The sequence below is a fragment of the Ferruginivarius sediminum genome (genome assembly GCF_003344765.1).
GTDB classification, from domain to species: domain Bacteria; phylum Pseudomonadota; class Alphaproteobacteria; order Kiloniellales; family Rhodovibrionaceae; genus Ferruginivarius; species Ferruginivarius sediminum.
Window position 1 is genome coordinate 18,477 of sequence record NZ_QPMH01000017.1, and the last position, 17,457, is coordinate 35,933.

The 17,457-nt window shown below is 64.7% G+C and carries 14 protein-coding genes; 9 read left to right on the plus strand and 5 right to left on the minus strand.

Annotated elements, in window-relative coordinates; genetic code table 11:
- Position 1 precedes the first annotated feature (1 nt).
- Genes DRB17_RS15290 through DRB17_RS15305 form a run of 4 tightly spaced genes read right to left on the minus strand, consistent with a single transcriptional unit; the run spans position 2 to position 5,122 of the window.
- Positions 2 to 1,639 carry an ABC transporter ATP-binding protein gene (locus DRB17_RS15290; RefSeq protein ID WP_114583093.1) on the minus strand — a complete coding sequence of 546 codons (1,638 nt, stop codon included), beginning with the start codon at positions 1,637 to 1,639 and terminating at the stop codon, positions 2 to 4.
- Complete coding sequence (locus DRB17_RS15295; RefSeq protein ID WP_114583094.1) at positions 1,629 to 2,552, minus strand: ABC transporter permease; 924 nt, start codon at positions 2,550 to 2,552, stop codon at positions 1,629 to 1,631. The genes DRB17_RS15290 and DRB17_RS15295 overlap by 11 nt, the downstream gene beginning before the upstream one ends.
- Positions 2,549 to 3,505: an ABC transporter permease gene (locus DRB17_RS15300; protein ID WP_114583095.1), complete on the minus strand. Its 957-nt coding sequence runs from the start codon at positions 3,503 to 3,505 to the stop codon at positions 2,549 to 2,551. Before DRB17_RS15300 ends, DRB17_RS15295 begins: the two co-directional genes overlap by 4 nt.
- A 27-nt stretch (positions 3,506 to 3,532) precedes the next feature.
- A complete protein-coding gene (locus DRB17_RS15305) occupies positions 3,533 to 5,122 on the minus strand; it encodes an ABC transporter substrate-binding protein (RefSeq protein ID WP_114583096.1) in 1,590 nt (529 codons plus the stop codon).
- Positions 5,123 to 5,534: 412 nt separating this feature from the next.
- Here DRB17_RS15305 and DRB17_RS15310 point away from each other — a divergent pair, with 412 nt between their 5' ends.
- From DRB17_RS15310 to DRB17_RS15350, 9 genes are all read left to right on the plus strand, one after another.
- The gene (locus DRB17_RS15310) at positions 5,535 to 7,157 is read left to right on the plus strand and encodes an alkaline phosphatase family protein (RefSeq protein ID WP_114583097.1); all 1,623 of its coding nucleotides are present in this window, start codon (positions 5,535 to 5,537) and stop codon (positions 7,155 to 7,157) included.
- A gap of 26 nt (positions 7,158 to 7,183) precedes the next feature.
- Complete coding sequence (locus DRB17_RS15315) at positions 7,184 to 8,938, plus strand: Na/Pi cotransporter family protein (protein ID WP_241503859.1); 1,755 nt, start codon at positions 7,184 to 7,186, stop codon at positions 8,936 to 8,938.
- 85 nt (positions 8,939 to 9,023) lie between these two features.
- Complete coding sequence (locus DRB17_RS15320; RefSeq protein WP_114583098.1) at positions 9,024 to 10,004, plus strand: NAD-dependent epimerase/dehydratase family protein; 981 nt, start codon at positions 9,024 to 9,026, stop codon at positions 10,002 to 10,004.
- Positions 10,005 to 10,099: 95 nt separating this feature from the next.
- Positions 10,100 to 11,059 (plus strand): cation diffusion facilitator family transporter, encoded by a 960-nt coding sequence (locus DRB17_RS15325; protein ID WP_114583099.1) that lies wholly within the window; start codon positions 10,100 to 10,102, stop codon positions 11,057 to 11,059.
- 7 nt (positions 11,060 to 11,066) lie between these two features.
- Positions 11,067 to 11,756 carry a D-glycero-alpha-D-manno-heptose-1,7-bisphosphate 7-phosphatase gene (locus DRB17_RS15330; protein ID WP_114583100.1) on the plus strand — a complete coding sequence of 230 codons (690 nt, stop codon included), beginning with the start codon at positions 11,067 to 11,069 and terminating at the stop codon, positions 11,754 to 11,756.
- Positions 11,757 to 11,885: 129 nt separating this feature from the next.
- Entirely contained in the window at positions 11,886 to 12,986 is a 1,101-nt protein-coding gene (locus DRB17_RS15335) for a polyamine ABC transporter substrate-binding protein (protein ID WP_114583101.1), read from the plus strand.
- A gap of 106 nt (positions 12,987 to 13,092) precedes the next feature.
- Positions 13,093 to 14,250: an ABC transporter ATP-binding protein gene (locus DRB17_RS15340; RefSeq protein ID WP_114583102.1), complete on the plus strand. Its 1,158-nt coding sequence runs from the start codon at positions 13,093 to 13,095 to the stop codon at positions 14,248 to 14,250.
- On the plus strand, positions 14,247 to 15,221 hold the full coding sequence (locus tag DRB17_RS15345) for an ABC transporter permease subunit (RefSeq protein WP_114583103.1): 975 nt from the start codon (positions 14,247 to 14,249) through the stop codon (positions 15,219 to 15,221). The genes DRB17_RS15340 and DRB17_RS15345 overlap by 4 nt, the downstream gene beginning before the upstream one ends.
- Positions 15,222 to 15,234: 13 nt before the next feature.
- Positions 15,235 to 16,083 (plus strand): ABC transporter permease subunit, encoded by an 849-nt coding sequence (locus DRB17_RS15350; RefSeq protein ID WP_114583104.1) that lies wholly within the window; start codon positions 15,235 to 15,237, stop codon positions 16,081 to 16,083.
- Here the strand turns inward: DRB17_RS15350 and DRB17_RS15355 are convergent.
- Positions 16,077 to 17,438 (minus strand): MATE family efflux transporter, encoded by a 1,362-nt coding sequence (locus tag DRB17_RS15355; RefSeq protein ID WP_114583105.1) that lies wholly within the window; start codon positions 17,436 to 17,438, stop codon positions 16,077 to 16,079. The genes DRB17_RS15350 and DRB17_RS15355 overlap by 7 nt on opposite strands.
- Between the last annotated feature and the right edge of the window lie 19 nt (positions 17,439 to 17,457).

Consider the following 17,457-nt stretch of genomic DNA (forward strand, 5'->3'; position numbering starts at 1 on the left):
CTTAGGCAGCCGGAACGGTCTTTCGCTCTTCCAGAACGCGGTCGAGCCAGTCGGGGTCCATCTCCGGCACGGAATCCAGCAAAATCTGCGTGTAATCCTCGTGCGGGGGCGTGAAGACCTCGGTCTTCGGTCCCTGTTCAACAATCCGGCCTTCGCACATGACCACGACGTCGTCGGCGATGGCATTCACGGTTGCCAGATCGTGGGTGATGAAGAGGTAGGACACCTTCAACTCCCGTTGCAGCCGCAGCAGCAGCCGAAGGACGTGCTCGGCCACGAGCTGGTCGAGGGCGGAGGTCACCTCGTCGCAGATGATCAGGTCGGGCTCCGCGGCAAGCGCCCGGGCGATGCAGACGCGCTGCTTCTGCCCGCCGGAAAGCTCCGCCGGGTAGCGGTCGAGATAGCGCTCGTCCAGTTCGGTCATCTCCAGCAGTTCCTTCACCCGTTCGCGGCGCTTTCGACCCGTGAGGCCAAGGTAGAACTGCAGGGGACGGCCGATGATGTCGCGCACTCGCTGCCGTGGGTTCAGCGCCGTATCGGGAAGCTGGTAGATCATCTGCACGCGGCGCAGCGTGTCCTTGTTGCGAGCGCTCAGCGTCGCCGGAAGAACCTGGTCCCGCAGAGAGATGGAGCCTTCGAGGGGCGGCAGCAGTCCGGTGATGACGCGGGCAAGCGTGCTTTTGCCCGAGCCGGATTCGCCGACGACCGCGACCGTGCGCCCCTCGGGCACGCGGATGGAGACATCGCGCAGAACCATCGCCGAGCGTGCGTAGGCGGCGGAAATGTTGCTGATCGTCAGCAGGCTTGTCTCGCCCCTTTCCTCGTCCTTCCGCAGTCCGCGAACGGCGAGGAGCTTGCGGGTATAGGACTTCCGCGGGTTCTCCAGCAGTTCCCGCGTATTGCCCTCTTCCACGAGTTCGCCATAGCGCAGGACCATGATCCGGTCGGCAAGCTGGGCGACCACCGCAAGGTCGTGGGTGATATAGATGGCGGCCGTGTCGTACTTCCGGACCGTGTCCTTGATCGCCGCCAGCACCTCGATCTGCGTCGTGACGTCGAGGGCCGTGGTCGGCTCGTCGAAGACCAGCAGGTCAGGCTTGCAAGCCATGGCGGTGGCGACCATCGCCCGCTGAAGCTGGCCGCCCGAAACCTGGTGGGGGTAGCGCTGGCCGAAGGTTTCCGGATCGGGAAGCTGGAGCTGGCGATAAAGCTCGACGGCTTCCTGTCGGGCCTGCTTCTCGCTCATCACGCCGTGAGTCACCGCCGTCTCGATATATTGGTCGATCAGCCGGTGCGCCGGGTTGAAGGCCGCGGCGGCGCTTTGCGCGACATAGGCGATGCGCTTGCCGCGATAGGCGCGCCGTCGGCGTTCGGGCAGTTTCAGAAGATCCTCGCCATCGAAGATCACCTCGCCTCCGGTGATCCGGCAGCCCCCACGTGCGAACGCCAGCGCCGCGAGGCCGATGGTCGACTTGCCGGCCCCGGATTCGCCGATCAGGCCCAGGATTTCGCCCCTTTGCAGCGTCAGGTCGATGCCCTTGACGATCTCCTGCCAGATTTCCTGGCTCTGCCCCTCGATCCTGAGGCCGCGGATTTGCAGGAGCGGCTCGGCGGGGCCGGAATTCCCGTTAGTGGTCATCGCGAAGACCGCTCGTCTTGTGAAGGAACCAGTCCACGATCAAATTCACGGCGATCGTCAGCACCGCGATGGCGGCGGCCGGAAGCAGCGGCGTGAAATCGCCGAAGGTGATCAGGATCGCGTTCTCCCGCACCATAGAGCCCCAGTCCGCCGTGGGCGGCTGAAGGCCCAGCCCAAGGAAGCTGAGCGCGCTGATCAGCAGGAAGATGAAGCAGAACCTGAGCCCGAACTCCGCGAACAGCGGCGAGAGGATGTTGGGCAGCACCTCGCGGCCCATGACCCATCCCAGCCCCTCGCCGCGCAGCTTCGCCACCTCGACATAGTCCATGACCACGATGTTCATACCCACCGCGCGCGTCAGGCGGAACACCCGTGTCGATTCCAGGACCGCAACGATGAGCACCAGCATCGGGATCGAGGTGCCGAAGATAGTCAGCAGCAGCAGGGCGAAAATAAGCAGCGGGATTGCCATCAGCACATCGACGATTCGCGACAGCATCTGGTCCGTCCAGCCGCCGACCGCCGCGGCGAGGAGGCCGGTCGCGGCGCCGATGACGAACGTCAGGCAGGTGGTGAGAAACGTCACGCCCACGGTGTTCCTGGCGCCGTAGATCATTCGGGTCAGGACGTCGCGGCCCAGGTTGTCGGTGCCCAGAGGGTGGGCGCTGCTCCATTGCTGGAACTGCTTGCCCACGACCTCCGTCTCGCCGTAGGGCGCGAGCACCGGCGCAAAGATGGCAGTGAAAATGTACACCAGGACGATCACCAGGCCGATCTTGCCGGTCAACGGGGCCTTCACCAGTTCGCGCCATGCCGCGCGCCAGCCGTGAATCCGGGCCGGCGGCGGTTCCAGCGTGTCCGCCGGGCCGTCGAGGGCCGGATCGGCCGCCTTTGTCGGGGTGCTCTCCGTCATCTCGGATGCAGAAGCCTTGGATTACTGACGATCGACAGGATGTCGGCCGTCAGGTTGAGAACGATGTACGTCGCCGCGAAGATCAGGCTGCACGCCTGCACGACCGGCAGGTCGCGCTTGACAACCGAGTCCACCATGAGCTGCCCCAGGCCGGGGTAGACGAAGACCACCTCGACCACGACGACGCCCGAGATCAGGTAAGCGAGGTTGATCACCACCACGTTGACGATGGGCGCCCAGGCGTTCGGCAAGGCATGGCGCACGACGATGCGCCAGGGCGGTAGCCCTTTCAGCGTGGCCATCTCGATGAACGGGCTGGACATCAGGTTGATGATCGTCGCCCGTGTCATCCGCATGATGTGCGCGACGATCACCAGCGTCAGCGTGACCGCTGGAAGCGCCACCGCGTAGAGGCGATCAAAAAGCGGCTGATCAAGGTCCACCTTGGACAGGCTGGGGAACCATCCGATGCGAACCGCGAAGAACAGGATCAACATGTACGCGATGAAGAACTCCGGCATGGAGATCGCCGATAGCGTGAAGATGTTGACCGAGCGGTCGAACGTAGAGTTGCGATACAACGCCGCCATGACCCCCAGGCCAATTGCCAGCGGCACCGAGACAGCGGCCGCGACCAGCGCCAGGAACAGGGTGTTCAGGAGGCGCGCGCCGATGAGTTCCGTGATTTCCCGGTCGGTGGCGAGCGAGCGGCCGAAGTCGCCTTGAACGACACCCAGAAGCCATTCGAAATATCGGATATAGGCCGGCTGATCGAGCCCGAGTTCCCGGCGGATTGCGGCAACCGTTTCGGGTGTTGCCGTCTGGCCGAGGATCTCGGTCGCGATGTCGCCCGGCAGCAACTCCACCGCCAGGAAGATGATGGCGGAAACGACGAACAGGGTCAGGAGGCCCAGCGCAATGCGCTGGGCCACCATCACGAGGACTTTGTTCATTAGCCGAAGCCGATTGCGATCAAGGAATCAGGCGTCCTTGAACCACCAGCGCTCGGCGACCCGAAGACCGTCCATATCCCAGTTGTTGCCGATCTTGCCGGTCGCCACGTTCTTTGCGGCGGCGTTGACGTAGTCGGCGAACACCGGAAGGGCCACACCGCCTTCGTCGCGCACGATGGTCTGCATTTCCGCGTACATCTCGGCGCGCTTGTTCCCGTCGAGTTCCGAGCGCGCTTCCTTCAGAAGCTTGTTGAAGCGGTCATGCTTCCAGTCGGTGTCGTTCCAGTTGGCGTCCTCGGCATAGGCGATGGAGAACATCCAGTCCGCCGTGGCACGTCCGCTCCAGTAGCACATGCACCACGGCTTCTTCATCCAGACGTTTTCCCAGTAGCCGTCGGAGGGCTCGCGCACGACGTTGATGTTGATGCCGGCCTTCGCCGCATGCTCCTTGTAGAGTACGGCGGCATCGACGGCACCGACGAAGGCGGCGTCCGACGCGCTCAGGTTGACCGTGAGCGAATCCATGCCGGCCTTCTTCAGGTAGTGCTTCGCCTTTTCGGGGTCGTATTCCCGCTGCGGCAGGTCGGCGTGGTAGCGGTAGGACGGTCCGATCGGCTGGTCGTTACCCACCCGGCCGTAGCCTTGCAGGATCTTGTCCACGAGTTCCTGGCGGTCGACCGCGTGCTTCAGCGCAAGGCGGACGTTGTTGTCGTTGAACGGCTCCGCCGTCGTGATCATCGGGACGGTGTAAATCTGGCTGCCCGTCACCGAGAGGATGTTCAGGCTGGGATCGCGCTCCAGAAGGTTGATGGTCTTCAGGTCCGCGCGGTCCATGGCGTGGATCTGGCCGGTGCGCAGGGCATTGGTGCGTGCCGCGACGTCCTTGATGGCCACGAAGGTGATCTGGTCGAACCAGGCGCGGTCGTCTTTCCAGTAATCCGGATTGCGCTCGACGACCGTCTCCACGCCGGGATCGAACTTCTTCAGCACATAGCCGCCGCAACCGACGCCAGAGGTGGCGTCCACCTTGCCATCCTTCGACGGCATTATCGGCAGGTGGTAGTCCGAGGTGATGTAGGAGAAGTCGGCGTTGCCGGCCTCCAGAGTGAACACCACGGTGTCCTTGCCGTCGGCCCGGATATCCTTGATCGGATCGACGATACCCTTGGCGGCCGACTGCGAATCCTCGCCGCGGTGGTGGTTGAACGAGGCGACGACGTCCTCGGCCTCGAGCGGCTTGCCATTGTGGAACGTCACGCCCTTGCGCAGCTTGAATGTCCATTCTGTCGCGTCGGACGAGGCTTCCCAGCTTTCGGCCAACTCGCCGACAAGCTCGCCATCCTCCGTGACCTCGGTCAGGAAGTTGTGCAGCGAGTGCCCGACGGTCTGCATGTAGATGTCGAGATAGCGGCCGGGATCGAGCGAATCCGTGGTCGACCCGGCGCCCAGGCCCAGCTGGAAATGGCCGCCGCGCTTCGGCGCCGCGTAAGCCGGCGAAGGAACGATCAGCGAAGCACTCGAAGCGCTGATGCCGGCGGCAGCCGCTGCCACCATGAATTCACGCCTCGAAATAATTCCCTTGCTGAGCAGGTTTTTAAGTCGGTCGATCTCTGCCATCCGGTCCTCCCATGGTTCAGTCCGAAGGTCTTTTTTCATCGGTGTTTCGTTCTGTAATGCGGCGAATTCTCGAAGTCTGTCAACCCGCTTCGCGGAAAGCGCCGGGATCTGCTCTCTTGGACATGAGCGGAGGCTGGAAGAAGATTTCGCAGTGTTGAGCGGACATTGCGCTTGTTCCCGAAGCATCGGAATTGGCCGGGGGGCTAAAGTGGTCTTTACGGAAATGGATGCTGGTCGGATGGTTTGGGCCGCGTGCGCTTGACAATCCCGGGTTTCACTCGTCCCCATGCCTGCGCACGGGCCCATGCCTGCGCACGGGGACGCATTGGGGCGCTGATCCTGGTGCCGATGCGGATGACGAGCCACGGCAGCTTCATTTGGCAGCGCGAACCACGAAACAGGCAAGGCAAGCATGGCGAACACGCGTAGGGACCACGCAGCGACGACACCGCGCGGCAAGGTCCTCTTCATCACGATCGACCAGTGGCGGGCGGATGCAATGTCGGCGGTGGGACATCCCTGCGCGCGAACGCCGGCTCTCGACAGGCTTGCCGCCGATGGCGCCCTCTTCCTCAATCACTTCGCCCAGTGCAGTCCGTGCGGGCCGTCGCGCGCATCGCTGCTGACCGGCCTGTACCAGATGAACCATCGCTCGGTTCGCAACGGCACCCCCCTCGATTCGCGTCATCGCAATCTGGCGCTGGAGGCCAGGCGCGCGGGCTATGACCCGATGCTCTTCGGCTATACCGACACCAGCGCCGATCCAACGCGCCACGCGACGGGCGACCCGGCGCTCACCACGTTCGAGGGCGTGCTGCCGGGCTTCAGGGTTGGCTGTCAGATCCAGGAGGATGGCGGGCCGTGGCGCGACAGCTTGGTTCGTCTGGGCTACCCGCTTGAGGATGGGCCGCTGGCAGCCTATCAGCCGGTCGATGGGGGCGCCGGCTATGCGCTTGGTGGCGAGGACGCGCCCCGGCCCATCTACGACGCCGAGCATTCGGATACCGCGTTCCTGACGGACCGGGTCTTGGAATACCTGACGCCTCGCCGGAACGAGCCGTGGTTCGCGCATGTCAGCTTCCTGCGCCCGCATCCGCCGCTTATCGCGCCCGAGCCATGGCGCAGCCTCGTCGATCCCGCGGACGTTCCCCTGCCATCACGCCCGTTGAGTCGCGAGGAGGAAGCGAAGGCACACCCACTGCTGGCCTGGCTGCAACACAAGCACGGGCGGCCGGGCGTCTACACCGGCCACGATGTGGATATGGCCGGGCTGCCGGAGCGCGAGCTGCGGCAAGTCATGGCAACCTATTACGGCCTGCTGGCCGAGGTGGACCATCACGTTGGCCGTCTGGTCTCGCACCTTGAGAACACCGGACAGTTGGACGAAACGCTGATCGTCATCACCTCGGACCATGGCGAATTGCTCGGGGACCGGTGGCTTTTCGGCAAGGAGGGATACTTCGATCCGGCCTTCCGCGTTCCGCTGATCGTTCGCAACCCCCAACGCGAGGCCAGAGAGGCCAAAGGTGTGACAGTCAAGCGCTTTACCGAGGCGGTGGATATCATGCCGACGCTGCTGGACTGGATTGGCCTTGACGTGCCGGCCGAGTGCGACGGCCGTTCGCTGCTGGACTTCACGCGCGGGCAGCAGCCCGGAACCTGGCGGGAGGCGGCCCATTGGGAGTTCGATTTCCGGGACGTCGCTTCCCAGCGCCCGGAAACGATGCTGGGCCTGACGTCCGACCAGTGCACGTTGATGACGCTTCGAAACGACCGCTACAAATACGTGCATTTCACGGCACTGCCTCCAGTATTGCACGATATGCAGGAAGATCCGCTTGAGGCGCGCAATTTGGCCGACGACCGGGCTTACCGCGGCATAGCCCTGGAAATGGCGAGGGAGGCGTTGAACTGGCGTATGCTTCACGCGGATCGGCGTTTGACGAACACCGTTTTGACCGCGGACGGCGCGTTCGTCCGCAATGGCCCCCGGATTGGCGGAAGGTCCGATTCCGCCGGTTCAGGGGCGCCTTAGGGTGATGTGAACAGGAAAGACAGAGAGTGAGCGACCCGCAGACCATCGTTTCCGGACATGAGATCCTGCTGAACATCGGCGGGGCGGTGGCGCTGTTGCTGTGGGCAACGCGGATGGTGCGGACGGGGATCCTTCGCGCGTTCGGCTCGCGGATCCGGTTCTGGCTCGGTCAGTCGACCAAGAGCCGGGCCAAAGCCTTCGCCATGGGGCTGGGCGTCACCGGCCTTCTGCAAAGCTCCACCGCCACGGCCTTGCTGCTCGTTTCGTTTGTCGGCCGCGGGCTTGTGGCCGTCGGGCCGGCCCTGGCGGTGATGCTGGGCGCGGACCTTGGCTCCACACTCGTCGTTCAGGTGCTGTCCTTCGACATCAGCGCGGTGACCCCATTGCTGATCCTGGCGGGGGTGGTCGCGTTCATGGCGTCCTCGGCGATGCGGCGCCGGCAGATCGGCCGGATCCTGATCGGCCTTGGCTTGATGCTGCTGTCGCTGCAACTGATCGTCAGTGCCTCCGAACCGTTACGCGATAGTCAGACGCTGCGTGCCGTCCTGGATCCGTTGGGGGCGGATCCGATCCTTGCCCTGGCGCTTGGGGCTATCCTGGCGTGGCTTGCGCACTCCAGCGTCGCGACCGTCCTGCTTGTCATGTCGCTGACGATGACGGGTGTGGTTCCACTGGAGCTGGGGGTCGTGCTCGTCCTGGGCGCCAACGTCGGCTCGGGCCTGATCCCCTTTGTGCTCAGTCTGCGCGGCGACCCGCTGGCGCGGCGGGTCCCGACGGGGAACTTGTTGTTCCGAGCGATGGGGGCGCTGGCGGCGTTGCCGTTCGCCGGTCTGGTCATTCCGTACGTGGCGATGATCGATCCCGAGCCGGCGCGGCAGATCGCTAACGTCCACACCGCTTTCAATGTGCTGCTCGCCGCGGTGTTCCTGCCGCTGACCGGCGTGATGGAGAGCGTGGTCAGCCGCCTTCTCCCCGAGGGTGAAAGCCAGGGCGAGGCCGAAGAGCGTCCCCGCTACCTCGACGACACGGCAATCGACACGCCGCCCGTCGCGCTTGCCTGCGCCACGCGCGAGGTCATGCGCCTGGCGGATATCGTCGAGATCATGCTGCGGGATACGATGAACGTGTTCCGGGACGACGACGAGAAGCTTTTGGGCGAAATCGCCAAGCGCGACGATGTGGTGGACAGGCTCCACGAGGAGATCAAGCTCTATCTGACCCAGGTCAGCCGCAACGCGCTCGACGACGCGGACAGCCAGCGGTGCGTGGAGTTGATCACCTTCACCACGAACCTGGAGCACATCGGCGACATCATCGAGAAGAACCTGCTGGAGCTGGCGCAGAAGAAAATACGTAAGCGCCAGCAATTCTCCGAGGAGGGGTGGCGGGAACTGACGCGGCTGCACGAACGGGTCGTGCAGAACATGCAGCTTGCGATGGGGGTCTTCGTCTCCAAGGATGTGGAGACATCGCGCCAGCTTATCGCCGAAAAGGAACATCTCCGCGATCTGGAACGCGAGGCGAGCGAACGCCATCTGGAGCGTCTTCGCGAAGGCAAGGTCGAGAGCATCGAAACCTCGGCCCTGCATCTCGACATCCTGCGCGACCTGAAACGTATCAATTCGCACCTGACGGCGGTCGCCTATCCGATCGTCGATGCCTCGGGCCAGTTGCGCTCCACGCGGCTCAAGAAGACAAAGAAGGGTGCGGGCGGCGGGACGCCGGGCGAGGAGCCGTCCATCTCGCGAGAGCCTGGACGAGGCGGCTCTTCGGCGGCTTAGGTGTCTGGGCGCCGGCGCCCCGGCTCTTGTCGCAGCTTGCGTTGCCAGGCTATAGCAGCCACCGCCCATCACGCGAGGCTCCGGCATGACCGTTCTTCTTACCGGCGCGGCCGGGTTCATCGGCTTTCATGTAGCGAACGCGCTTCTGGACCGTGGCGAGCGTGTTGTCGGCGTCGACAGTGTGAACGACTACTACGACCCGGCGCTGAAGCAAGCGCGCCTGGACCGGCTTGAGGGCCGAAACGGCTTCGCGTTTCACCGCCTCGACATCGCCGACCCCGCGCCGCTGTTCGAACTCGTGGACGCCACTCCGGATATCGAGACCGTGATCCACCTCGCCGCGCAGGCGGGCGTGCGCTACTCGCTGGAAAATCCTTGGGCTTACGCCGATGCCAACGTGCGCGGACAGATCGGCGTACTGGAAGCAAGCCGCCGGTTGCCCCGGCTGAAGCACATCGTCTATGCCAGTTCCTCCTCGGTCTATGGTGGCAACACGAAAATCCCCTTCGCCGTCGGCGACCCGGTCGAGCGACCGGTTTCCGTCTACGCCGTCACCAAGCGTTCGGGGGAACTGCTGGCCGATACCTACGCGCATCTCTACGGCATGGCGCTGACCGGCCTGCGCTTTTTCACGGTCTACGGGCCGTGGGGCCGGCCCGACATGGCGTATTTCAGTTTCACGAAGGCGATCCTGGAAGGCACCCCCATCCAGGTCTTCAACTCCGGCGAAATGAAGCGCGACTTCACCTACATCGACGACATCGTCGAAGGCGTCCTGGCTGCCGCCGGACGGCCGCCAAAGCCGGACGACGCGGGACGGGCGCATCGCATCTATAATCTCGGCAATCATCGGGCGGAACCTCTGCCGCGCTTCATCGAGGTGATCGAGAAAGCCTGCCGGCGCGAGGCGCGCAAGGAACTCGTCGAGATGCAGCCGGGCGACGTCAAGGAAACCTATGCCGACATCGAAGCCTCCCGCCGCGATCTGGACTTCGATCCGCGCACGCCGATAGACGAGGGCATCCCGCGTTTCGTGGCGTGGTTCCGGGATTACTATGGCGTGTAATCGCAGCGAGTCATCGGTCTGTGCGCAGAGCCGTGGTACGGTCCGCCGGCGGCCTGGCCGCGCGAAACCCATTCAGCCACCGGCGAGGAAAGGCCATGGCCTCGGCGACATCGAAGAAGGTCATTTATGCCGCGCTGATCGGCAATGCGCTGATCGCCATCACCAAATTCGCCGCCGCGACGGTGACGGGCAGTTCGGCCATGCTGTCGGAGGGTGTCCATTCCCTGGTCGATACCGGTAACCAGGGCCTCCTTCTCTATGGTATCAAGCGCGCTGGCCGCCCAGCCGATGCACGGCATCCCTTCGGCTATGGAATGGAGCTGTATTTCTGGACCTTCGTGGTCGCCATCCTGATCTTCGGGGTCGGCGCGGGAGTATCGATCTACGAAGGCATCGACAAGCTTGCGCATCCGCATACGGTCACCAATCCTCTGGTCAACTACGCTGTCCTGGCCGTCGCCATGGTGTTCGAGGGCGTTGCCTGGTGGATCGCCTTCAAGGAATTCCGCGCAACCAAGGGCGAGCACGGCTACTTCAAGGCCGTACGTGTCAGCAAGGACCCGACTGTGTTCACGGTACTTTTCGAGGACAGCGCGGCGATGCTGGGCCTTGTCGCCGCATTCATCGGCATCGCGGCGGGGCAGGCGCTGGGCATGCCCGAACTGGATGCTGTCGCTTCGCTCGTCATCGGCGGTATCCTGGCCGTGACGGCTGCCATGTTGGCCTACGAGAGCAAGGGGCTGCTGGTGGGTGAGGCGGCGCTGCCGGACGTCGTGGCCGGCGTTCGCGCTACGGCCACGGCCCAGGCGGAGGTGAAGCGCGTGAACGAGGTGCTGACGATGCACCTGGGTCCGCGCGACGTGCTGGTGAACCTTAGCCTTGACTTCGAGGACGGGATCGCCAGCGAGGTCGTCGAGGCCGCCGTCACCCGCATCGAGCGGGCGGTCAAGCAGACCCACCCGGAGGTCACGCGCGTGTTCGTCGAGGCGCAGTCCCGGCGCCAGCACGAAACGGCGGAAAACGGCGTGGCCGCTGAGTCAGGCGCGGGGACGTAAGGCGGTCATGAAAGAAAGCGAATATCCCCTCGTCGACGACGGCACCTGGTGCGAGATCAAGACCCATGTCGACCCCGTCCGAACGCGGGGGCGTCCGGCGCTGTTCCTGGACCGCGACGGTGTCGTGGTGGAGGAGGTCACCTATCTGCACCGGCCCGAAGAGGTCGCCTTGATCGACGGGGCCGCCCGGCTGATCGCCTCCGCGAATGCGGCGGGCCTGCCCGTCGTGCTGGTGACCAACCAGTCCGGCGTCGGCCGTGGCTATTATGGCTGGCAGGATTTCCGCGACACGCAGGCCCGGATCGAGACCGACCTTGCCGCCGCCGGTGCGCGCTTCGACGCCGTGATCGCCTGCCCGTTCACGCCGGGCGGAGACGGACCCTATGTGCATCCCGACCACCTCGACCGGAAGCCGAACCCCGGCATGCTGCTGCGCGCGGGCCGCTGTATGGGGTTGAACCTTGCGGCGTCCTGGATCGTCGGCGACCGGGGGCTGGACGTGGTGGCAGGCCGGCGCGGCGGGCTTGCCGGCGGGTTGCACGTATCGACGGGCTTCGGGGCGGACTCCGAGGAACGCGATGCCGCGTTGGCGGAGGCCGGCGAGAGTTACACTGTCCTGACCGCGGATTCGATCGCCGGTGCCGGCGCCGTCATCGACGCCTTGTCGTCGGCGCTGCCGTCCCCGGCGCAAGATTGACAACGGCGACGCCAATCGCCTGAATAACAGACAAAACAGAACGAGCGGGGTGGCCCTGGCCGGACCGGACGGAAATGATGCCGCCGGACGTCGAATCGCCCCGGAACGACGGGATTCTTGGGAGGCAGGATGATCAACGGTTTCCGTAGCGGGCTGGCCCTGTCCGCCGCCGCGCTTCTGCTGGCGTCGGGCGCGCAGGCGGCCGAGGAGAAGGTCCTCAACGTCTATAACTGGTCGGACTATATCGCCGAGGACACGATTCCGCAGTTCGAGGAGGAGTTCGGCGTCGAGGTCAACTACGACGTCTACGATTCGAACGAGGTGCTCGAAGGCAAGCTGATGGCCGGCAGCGCCGGCTACGACATCGTGGTGCCGTCGGATACCTTCTTCGCCCGCCAGATCGAGGCCGGCATCTACCAGAAGCTGGACAAGAGCAAGCTTACCAACTGGGACAACCTCGACGACAACATCCTGCAACAGCTCCAGAAGCTGGATCCGGGCAACCAGTACGGCGTGCCCTACATGTGGGGCACGACCGGCATCGGCTACAACGTCGACATGGTGAAGGAACGCCTTGGCGGCGAGGTGCCAAGCTCCTGGGATCTGGTGTTCGATCCGGACGTGGTGTCGAAGCTGGCGGATTGCGGCGTGACGATGCTGGATGCGCCACAGGAGATGTTTCCGGCCGCGCGCAACTATCTGGGCCTGGATCCGAACTCCAACAGCACGGAGGATCTAGAGAAGGCCGAGGCGCTGCTGGCCGAGATCCGCCCGCACATCAAGTACTATCACTCCTCTCAGTACGTAAACGACCTGGCCAACGGCGATATCTGCCTCGCCGTCGGCTGGTCCGGCGATGTCTACATTGCAGCCGACCGTGCCGCGGCCGCCGAGCAGGGCGTCGAGGTGAACTACATCATCCCGAAGGAAGGTGCCCTGCTGTGGCAGGATATCATGGCAATCCCGAAAGGCGCGCCGCATCCCGAGAACGCGCACAAGTGGCTCAACTTCAACCTTCGCGCCGGTGTCGCCGCGCAGAACGTCAACTACGTGTGGTACGCTTCGGCTAACGAAGCGGCGCTTGAGCAAGTGGATCCGGAGATCAAGAACAATCCGTCGATCTATCCGCCGAAAGAGGTCATGGAGCGCCTGTACCCAGCACTGGTGAACCCGCCGAAGTTCGACCGCTTGCAGACCCGGGCCTGGACGGCGGTGAAGACTGGCCAGTAGCAGGCGCGGCAATATAACCTTCCGGTGCCGGCGCGGCCCTCCGTTCCTTCGAGTGCGGTGGCCGTGCCGGGCATCCCGGCGCCCCTGGGGCGGAGGACCCAAGCCCATGCCCGAGGCATCCGCGACGGCCGGCACGCTGGAGCCCTGGCGCGATCCGCAGGCCCGTCCCTATGTGCGAATCGAGGGTGTCACCAAGAGGTTCGGCGAGTTCACGGCCGTCGACGACGTCAGCCTGGACATCTTTCGAAGTGAGTTGTTCGCGCTTCTCGGTGCCTCCGGCTGCGGCAAGACAACCCTGCTTCGTATGCTGGCCGGGTTCGAGCGGCCGACCAGCGGGCGCATCCTGATCGACGACCAGGACGTGACCGCGATGCCGCCCTACGAGCGGCCGGTCAACATGATGTTCCAGAGCTATGCGCTGTTTCCGCACATGTCGGTGGAGCAGAATGTCGCATTCGGCTTGAAGCAGGACAGCGTGCCCAAGGCCGAGTTGAAGGCGCGGGTGGGCGAGGCGCTGGAGCTGGTGCAACTCGGCCCTTGGGCCAGGCGCAAGCCGCATCAGCTTTCCGGCGGCCAGCGTCAGCGGGTGGCCCTGGCCCGCGCCCTGGTGAAGCGTCCCAAGCTTCTGTTGCTGGACGAGCCGCTGGCCGCGCTGGACAAGAAGCTGCGCGAGAAGACGCAGTTCGAGCTGATGAACATCCAGGATGAGGTGGGCGTCACTTTCGTCGTGGTCACGCACGACCAGGAAGAGGCGATGACGCTCTCCACCCGCATGGCGGTGATGGACCGGGGCCGGGTCATGCAGGTCGGCACGCCGAGCGAGGTCTACGAGTTTCCCAGCACCCGCTTCACCGCCGACTTCATCGGCTCTATCAACGTTTTCGAGGGACGGGTGAGAAGCATCGACGGCGATCTCGTGGTCGTTGAATCGCCCCAATTCGGCGGTGAGCTGGAAGTTGCCAGTCAGGCGCGCGTCGCCCAGGGCCAGACGGTTTGGGTGGCGGTCCGTCCCGAGAAGATCTCCATCGCGCCGCGCGGCGAGGGCGGCGCCAAAGAGGGGCGGCGGCGGAACGCGGCCGACGGCGTGGTCCAGGATATCGCGTATCTGGGCGACACTTCGGTGTTCCGCGTGGATATCGGCAACGGCACGCTGATCGAGGTGACGCAGACGAACCTTTTCCGCTCCATCGAGCGGCCAATCGACTGGGACGCTCGGGTCACGCTGAGCTGGACCGCCAATGTGGGGCTGATCCTGAGCGAATGAGCGTCGCGGCACGCAAGGAACAGGCGCGGTCTGATGGCAGGGTTTCAGCCCTGGGCAAAGCCACGTGGCGCGCGCTGCGCCGGCTGCCTTTGAAAGGGCGGAGCGCGGTCGTCGCTGCGCCCTATATCTGGCTGGGCCTGTTCTTCCTGGTTCCCTTCATCATCGTCCTGAAGATCAGCCTGTCGCAGATGATCGTCGCGCGGCCGCCGTTCACACCGCTGCTGACCTGGACGGAGGGCTGGTGGCCGCAGGTGCAGGCGTACCTGGACAACTACGTCTGGCTGCTGCAGGACCCGCTTTACTGGATCGCCTACCTGAACTCGGTGAAGATCGCGCTGATTTCGACATTGGGGTGCCTGCTGATCGGTTATCCGATGGCCTACGGCATCGCCAAGGCGCCGGCGACCGCGCGCACGCTGTTGCTGTTGATGGTGATCCTGCCGTTCTGGACGTCGTTCCTGCTGCGCGTCTATGCCTGGATCGGCATCCTCAAGCAGAACGGCCTGATCAACAACGTCTTGATGTGGCTCGGCATCATCCCCGAGCCGCTGGCGATGCTGCACAACGATTTCTCGGTCTATGTCGGCATCATCTACAGCTACCTGCCGTTCATGATCCTGCCGCTCTACGCCAACCTGGAGAAGATGGACGTCTCGCTTCTGGAGGCGGCGGCGGACCTGGGTTGCAAGCCGTGGAAGGCCTTCCTGTCGGTGACGCTGCCGCTGTCGCTGCCCGGTATCGTGGCGGGGTCGATGCTGGTGTTCATCCCGGCCGTGGGCGAGTTCGTGATTCCCGAGCTGCTGGGCGGCCCCGACACACTGATGATCGGGCGCGTGCTGTGGAACGAGTTCTTCAACAACCGAGATTGGCCGGTCGCCTCGGCGGTGACGATCGTCCTGATCCTGGTGCTGGTGATCCCGATCGTGATCTTCCAGCGCCAGCAGGCGAAAACCCAGGACGTGCTGGAATAGGGGCGGGGCGGCGATGGGTCAGCGGCGGTCGATCTTCGTGCTTACCTGCCTGGTCTTCGGCTTCGCCTTCCTCTATGGGCCGATCCTGTCGCTGATCGTCTACTCCTTCAACGAATCCAAGCTGGTGAGCGTCTGGGCCGGCTTCTCGACCAAGTGGTACGGCGAGCTGATCCAGAACGAGCAGATCCTCTCCGCCGCTTTCCTCAGCCTGCGCATCGCCTTTATTACCGCCTGTATCGCCGTCACGTTGGGAACCATGGCGGGCATGGCGCTGGCCCGCTATGGCCGCTTCCGGGGGCGGACGCTGTTCACGGGGCTCATAACTGGCCCGCTGGTGATGCCGGACGTCATCATCGGCATCTCGCTGCTGCTGCTGTTCGTGACCTCGGCGGAGTGGCTGGGCATACCCGGCAGCCGGGGCATGCCCACCATCATCATCGCGCACGCCACCTTCTGCCTGGCCTATGTCGCCGTCATCGTGCAGTCCCGGCTGTCCAGCGTCGATGTGTCGATCGAGGAGGCGGCGCTCGACCTTGGCGCGCGGCCCTGGAAGGTGTTCTTCACGATCACGTTGCCGATCATCGCACCCGCGCTGGTCGCCGGCTGGCTGCTATCCTTCACGCTGTCGCTGGATGATCTCGTCATCGCGTCGTTCGTCTCGGGGCCGGGATCGTCCACACTGCCGATGGTGGTGTTCTCCAAGGTGAGGCTTGGGGTCAGCCCCATGATCAACGCGCTGGCCACGATCATTGTCGCCATCGTCACCGTTGCTGTCGTGATCGCCGGCGTCCTGATGCACCGCGCGGAGAATCGGAGGCAGGCGGACATACAGCAGGCGCTCGCACGGGCGGGGTATCAGTAGGTTTTCGCCGACGCGACTGCCCGTTCCAACGCCGGATAGCACCAGCCCAGCGTCACGCCCCGCGCGGCGAGGAAGATCATCAGCGCCAGCCACAGGCCGTGATTCTCCAGCAACGGGATCAGCGCCCGGCAGGCCAGGAGATATATGGCCAGCGAGATCAGCATCGCGTTGCGCATGGCCGTCGTCCGGGTCGCGCCGATGAAGATGCCGTCGAGCTGGAACGCCCATATCGAGGCGAAGGGCGAGGCGATCATCCACGGCAGGTAGGCCAGGGCGGCGGCCCGCACCTCCGCCAGTGAGGTGAACCACGACACGATGAGCGGCCCGCCGATGGCCAGGCTCAGCGAAACCCCCGCCGCCAGGGCGAGGGCCCAGAGCGTGGATGTCCGGACCGCCTGGCGCAATGCGTCGCGGCTGCGCGCGCCCACCGCGCTGCCGACCAGGATCTCGGCGGCATGGGCGAAGCCGTCCAGGCCGAAGGACAGGAAGTTCTGCAGTTGCAGGAGGATGGCGTTTGCGGCCAACCGCGTCTCGCCCATCTCGGCACTGCGGGCAGTGAAATAGGCGAAGGCGAAGATCAGCGTCAGGGTGCGCACGAAGATGTCGCGGTTGACGCGGAACAGGGCGACCATCCGTTCCCGCGCCACGATACGCGCCCACGACCAGCGCCCGCCCTCGCGGTGCAGGATCACGGCGCAGAGGCCAAGACCCATCGCTGCGGCGGCGATCTCGGCCAGCAGGCTGGCCAGGGCCACGCCCTCGATAGTCCAACCCAGCGCGACCACGAACCACAAGTCCAGGACGATGTTGATGCCGTTCAGCGTGATCTGCAGCACGAGCGCGTGCTTCGCCCGCTGTGTGCCGAGCAGCCAGCCCAGCACGGTGTAGTTCACCAGGGCGAAGGGCGCGCTCCAGATCCGGATCGCGTAGTAGTCGCCGGCCAGGACCTCCACCTGCTGGCTGGCGTCCACCAGATGGAAGGCCAGCAGGCCGATGGGCCACTGCAAAACGATCAGCATCAGTCCCAGACCGACCGCCAGAAGCAACGGGCGGGCAAGCGTGGCGCGCAGTTCGTGCATGTCACCGGCGCCGAAGGCCTGCGCGGTGAAGCCGGTGGTGCCCATGCGCAGAAAGCCGAAACCCCAGTAGAGGAAGCTGAAGATCAGCGAGCCGATGGCCACGCCGCCGATATAGGCGGCATCCGGCAGATGCCCCATCACGGCCGTGTCCACCGCGCCCAGAAGCGGCGTCGACAGGTTCGACAGGATGATCGGCAGCGCCAAACGCCAGACGCGGGAATTCCATTCGCGTCCCGGACCCGCCGGCGCCGCCACCGAGTGTTCCTTCTCTGCCATCCGCACTTGCCCCCAAGGG

Excerpts from the sequence above, each read along its gene's own strand:
- DRB17_RS15350 (WP_114583104.1), top strand. The coding sequence starts at position 15,235 with ATGGGTCAGCGGCGGTCGATCTTCGTGCTTACCTGCCTGGTCTTCGGC.
- DRB17_RS15310 (WP_114583097.1), top strand. The coding sequence starts at position 5,535 with ATGGCGAACACGCGTAGGGACCACGCAGCGACGACACCGCGCGGCAAG.
- DRB17_RS15300 (WP_114583095.1), bottom strand. The coding sequence starts at position 3,505 with ATGAACAAAGTCCTCGTGATGGTGGCCCAGCGCATTGCGCTGGGCCTC.
- DRB17_RS15345 (WP_114583103.1), top strand. The coding sequence starts at position 14,247 with ATGAGCGTCGCGGCACGCAAGGAACAGGCGCGGTCTGATGGCAGGGTT.
- DRB17_RS15325 (WP_114583099.1), top strand. The coding sequence starts at position 10,100 with ATGGCCTCGGCGACATCGAAGAAGGTCATTTATGCCGCGCTGATCGGC.
- DRB17_RS15305 (WP_114583096.1), bottom strand. The coding sequence starts at position 5,122 with ATGGCAGAGATCGACCGACTTAAAAACCTGCTCAGCAAGGGAATTATT.
- DRB17_RS15330 (WP_114583100.1), top strand. The coding sequence starts at position 11,067 with ATGAAAGAAAGCGAATATCCCCTCGTCGACGACGGCACCTGGTGCGAG.
- DRB17_RS15335 (WP_114583101.1), top strand. The coding sequence starts at position 11,886 with ATGATCAACGGTTTCCGTAGCGGGCTGGCCCTGTCCGCCGCCGCGCTT.
- DRB17_RS15340 (WP_114583102.1), top strand. The coding sequence starts at position 13,093 with ATGCCCGAGGCATCCGCGACGGCCGGCACGCTGGAGCCCTGGCGCGAT.
- DRB17_RS15355 (WP_114583105.1), bottom strand. The coding sequence starts at position 17,438 with ATGGCAGAGAAGGAACACTCGGTGGCGGCGCCGGCGGGTCCGGGACGC.
- DRB17_RS15320 (WP_114583098.1), top strand. The coding sequence starts at position 9,024 with ATGACCGTTCTTCTTACCGGCGCGGCCGGGTTCATCGGCTTTCATGTA.
- DRB17_RS15290 (WP_114583093.1), bottom strand. The coding sequence starts at position 1,639 with ATGACCACTAACGGGAATTCCGGCCCCGCCGAGCCGCTCCTGCAAATC.
- DRB17_RS15295 (WP_114583094.1), bottom strand. The coding sequence starts at position 2,552 with ATGACGGAGAGCACCCCGACAAAGGCGGCCGATCCGGCCCTCGACGGC.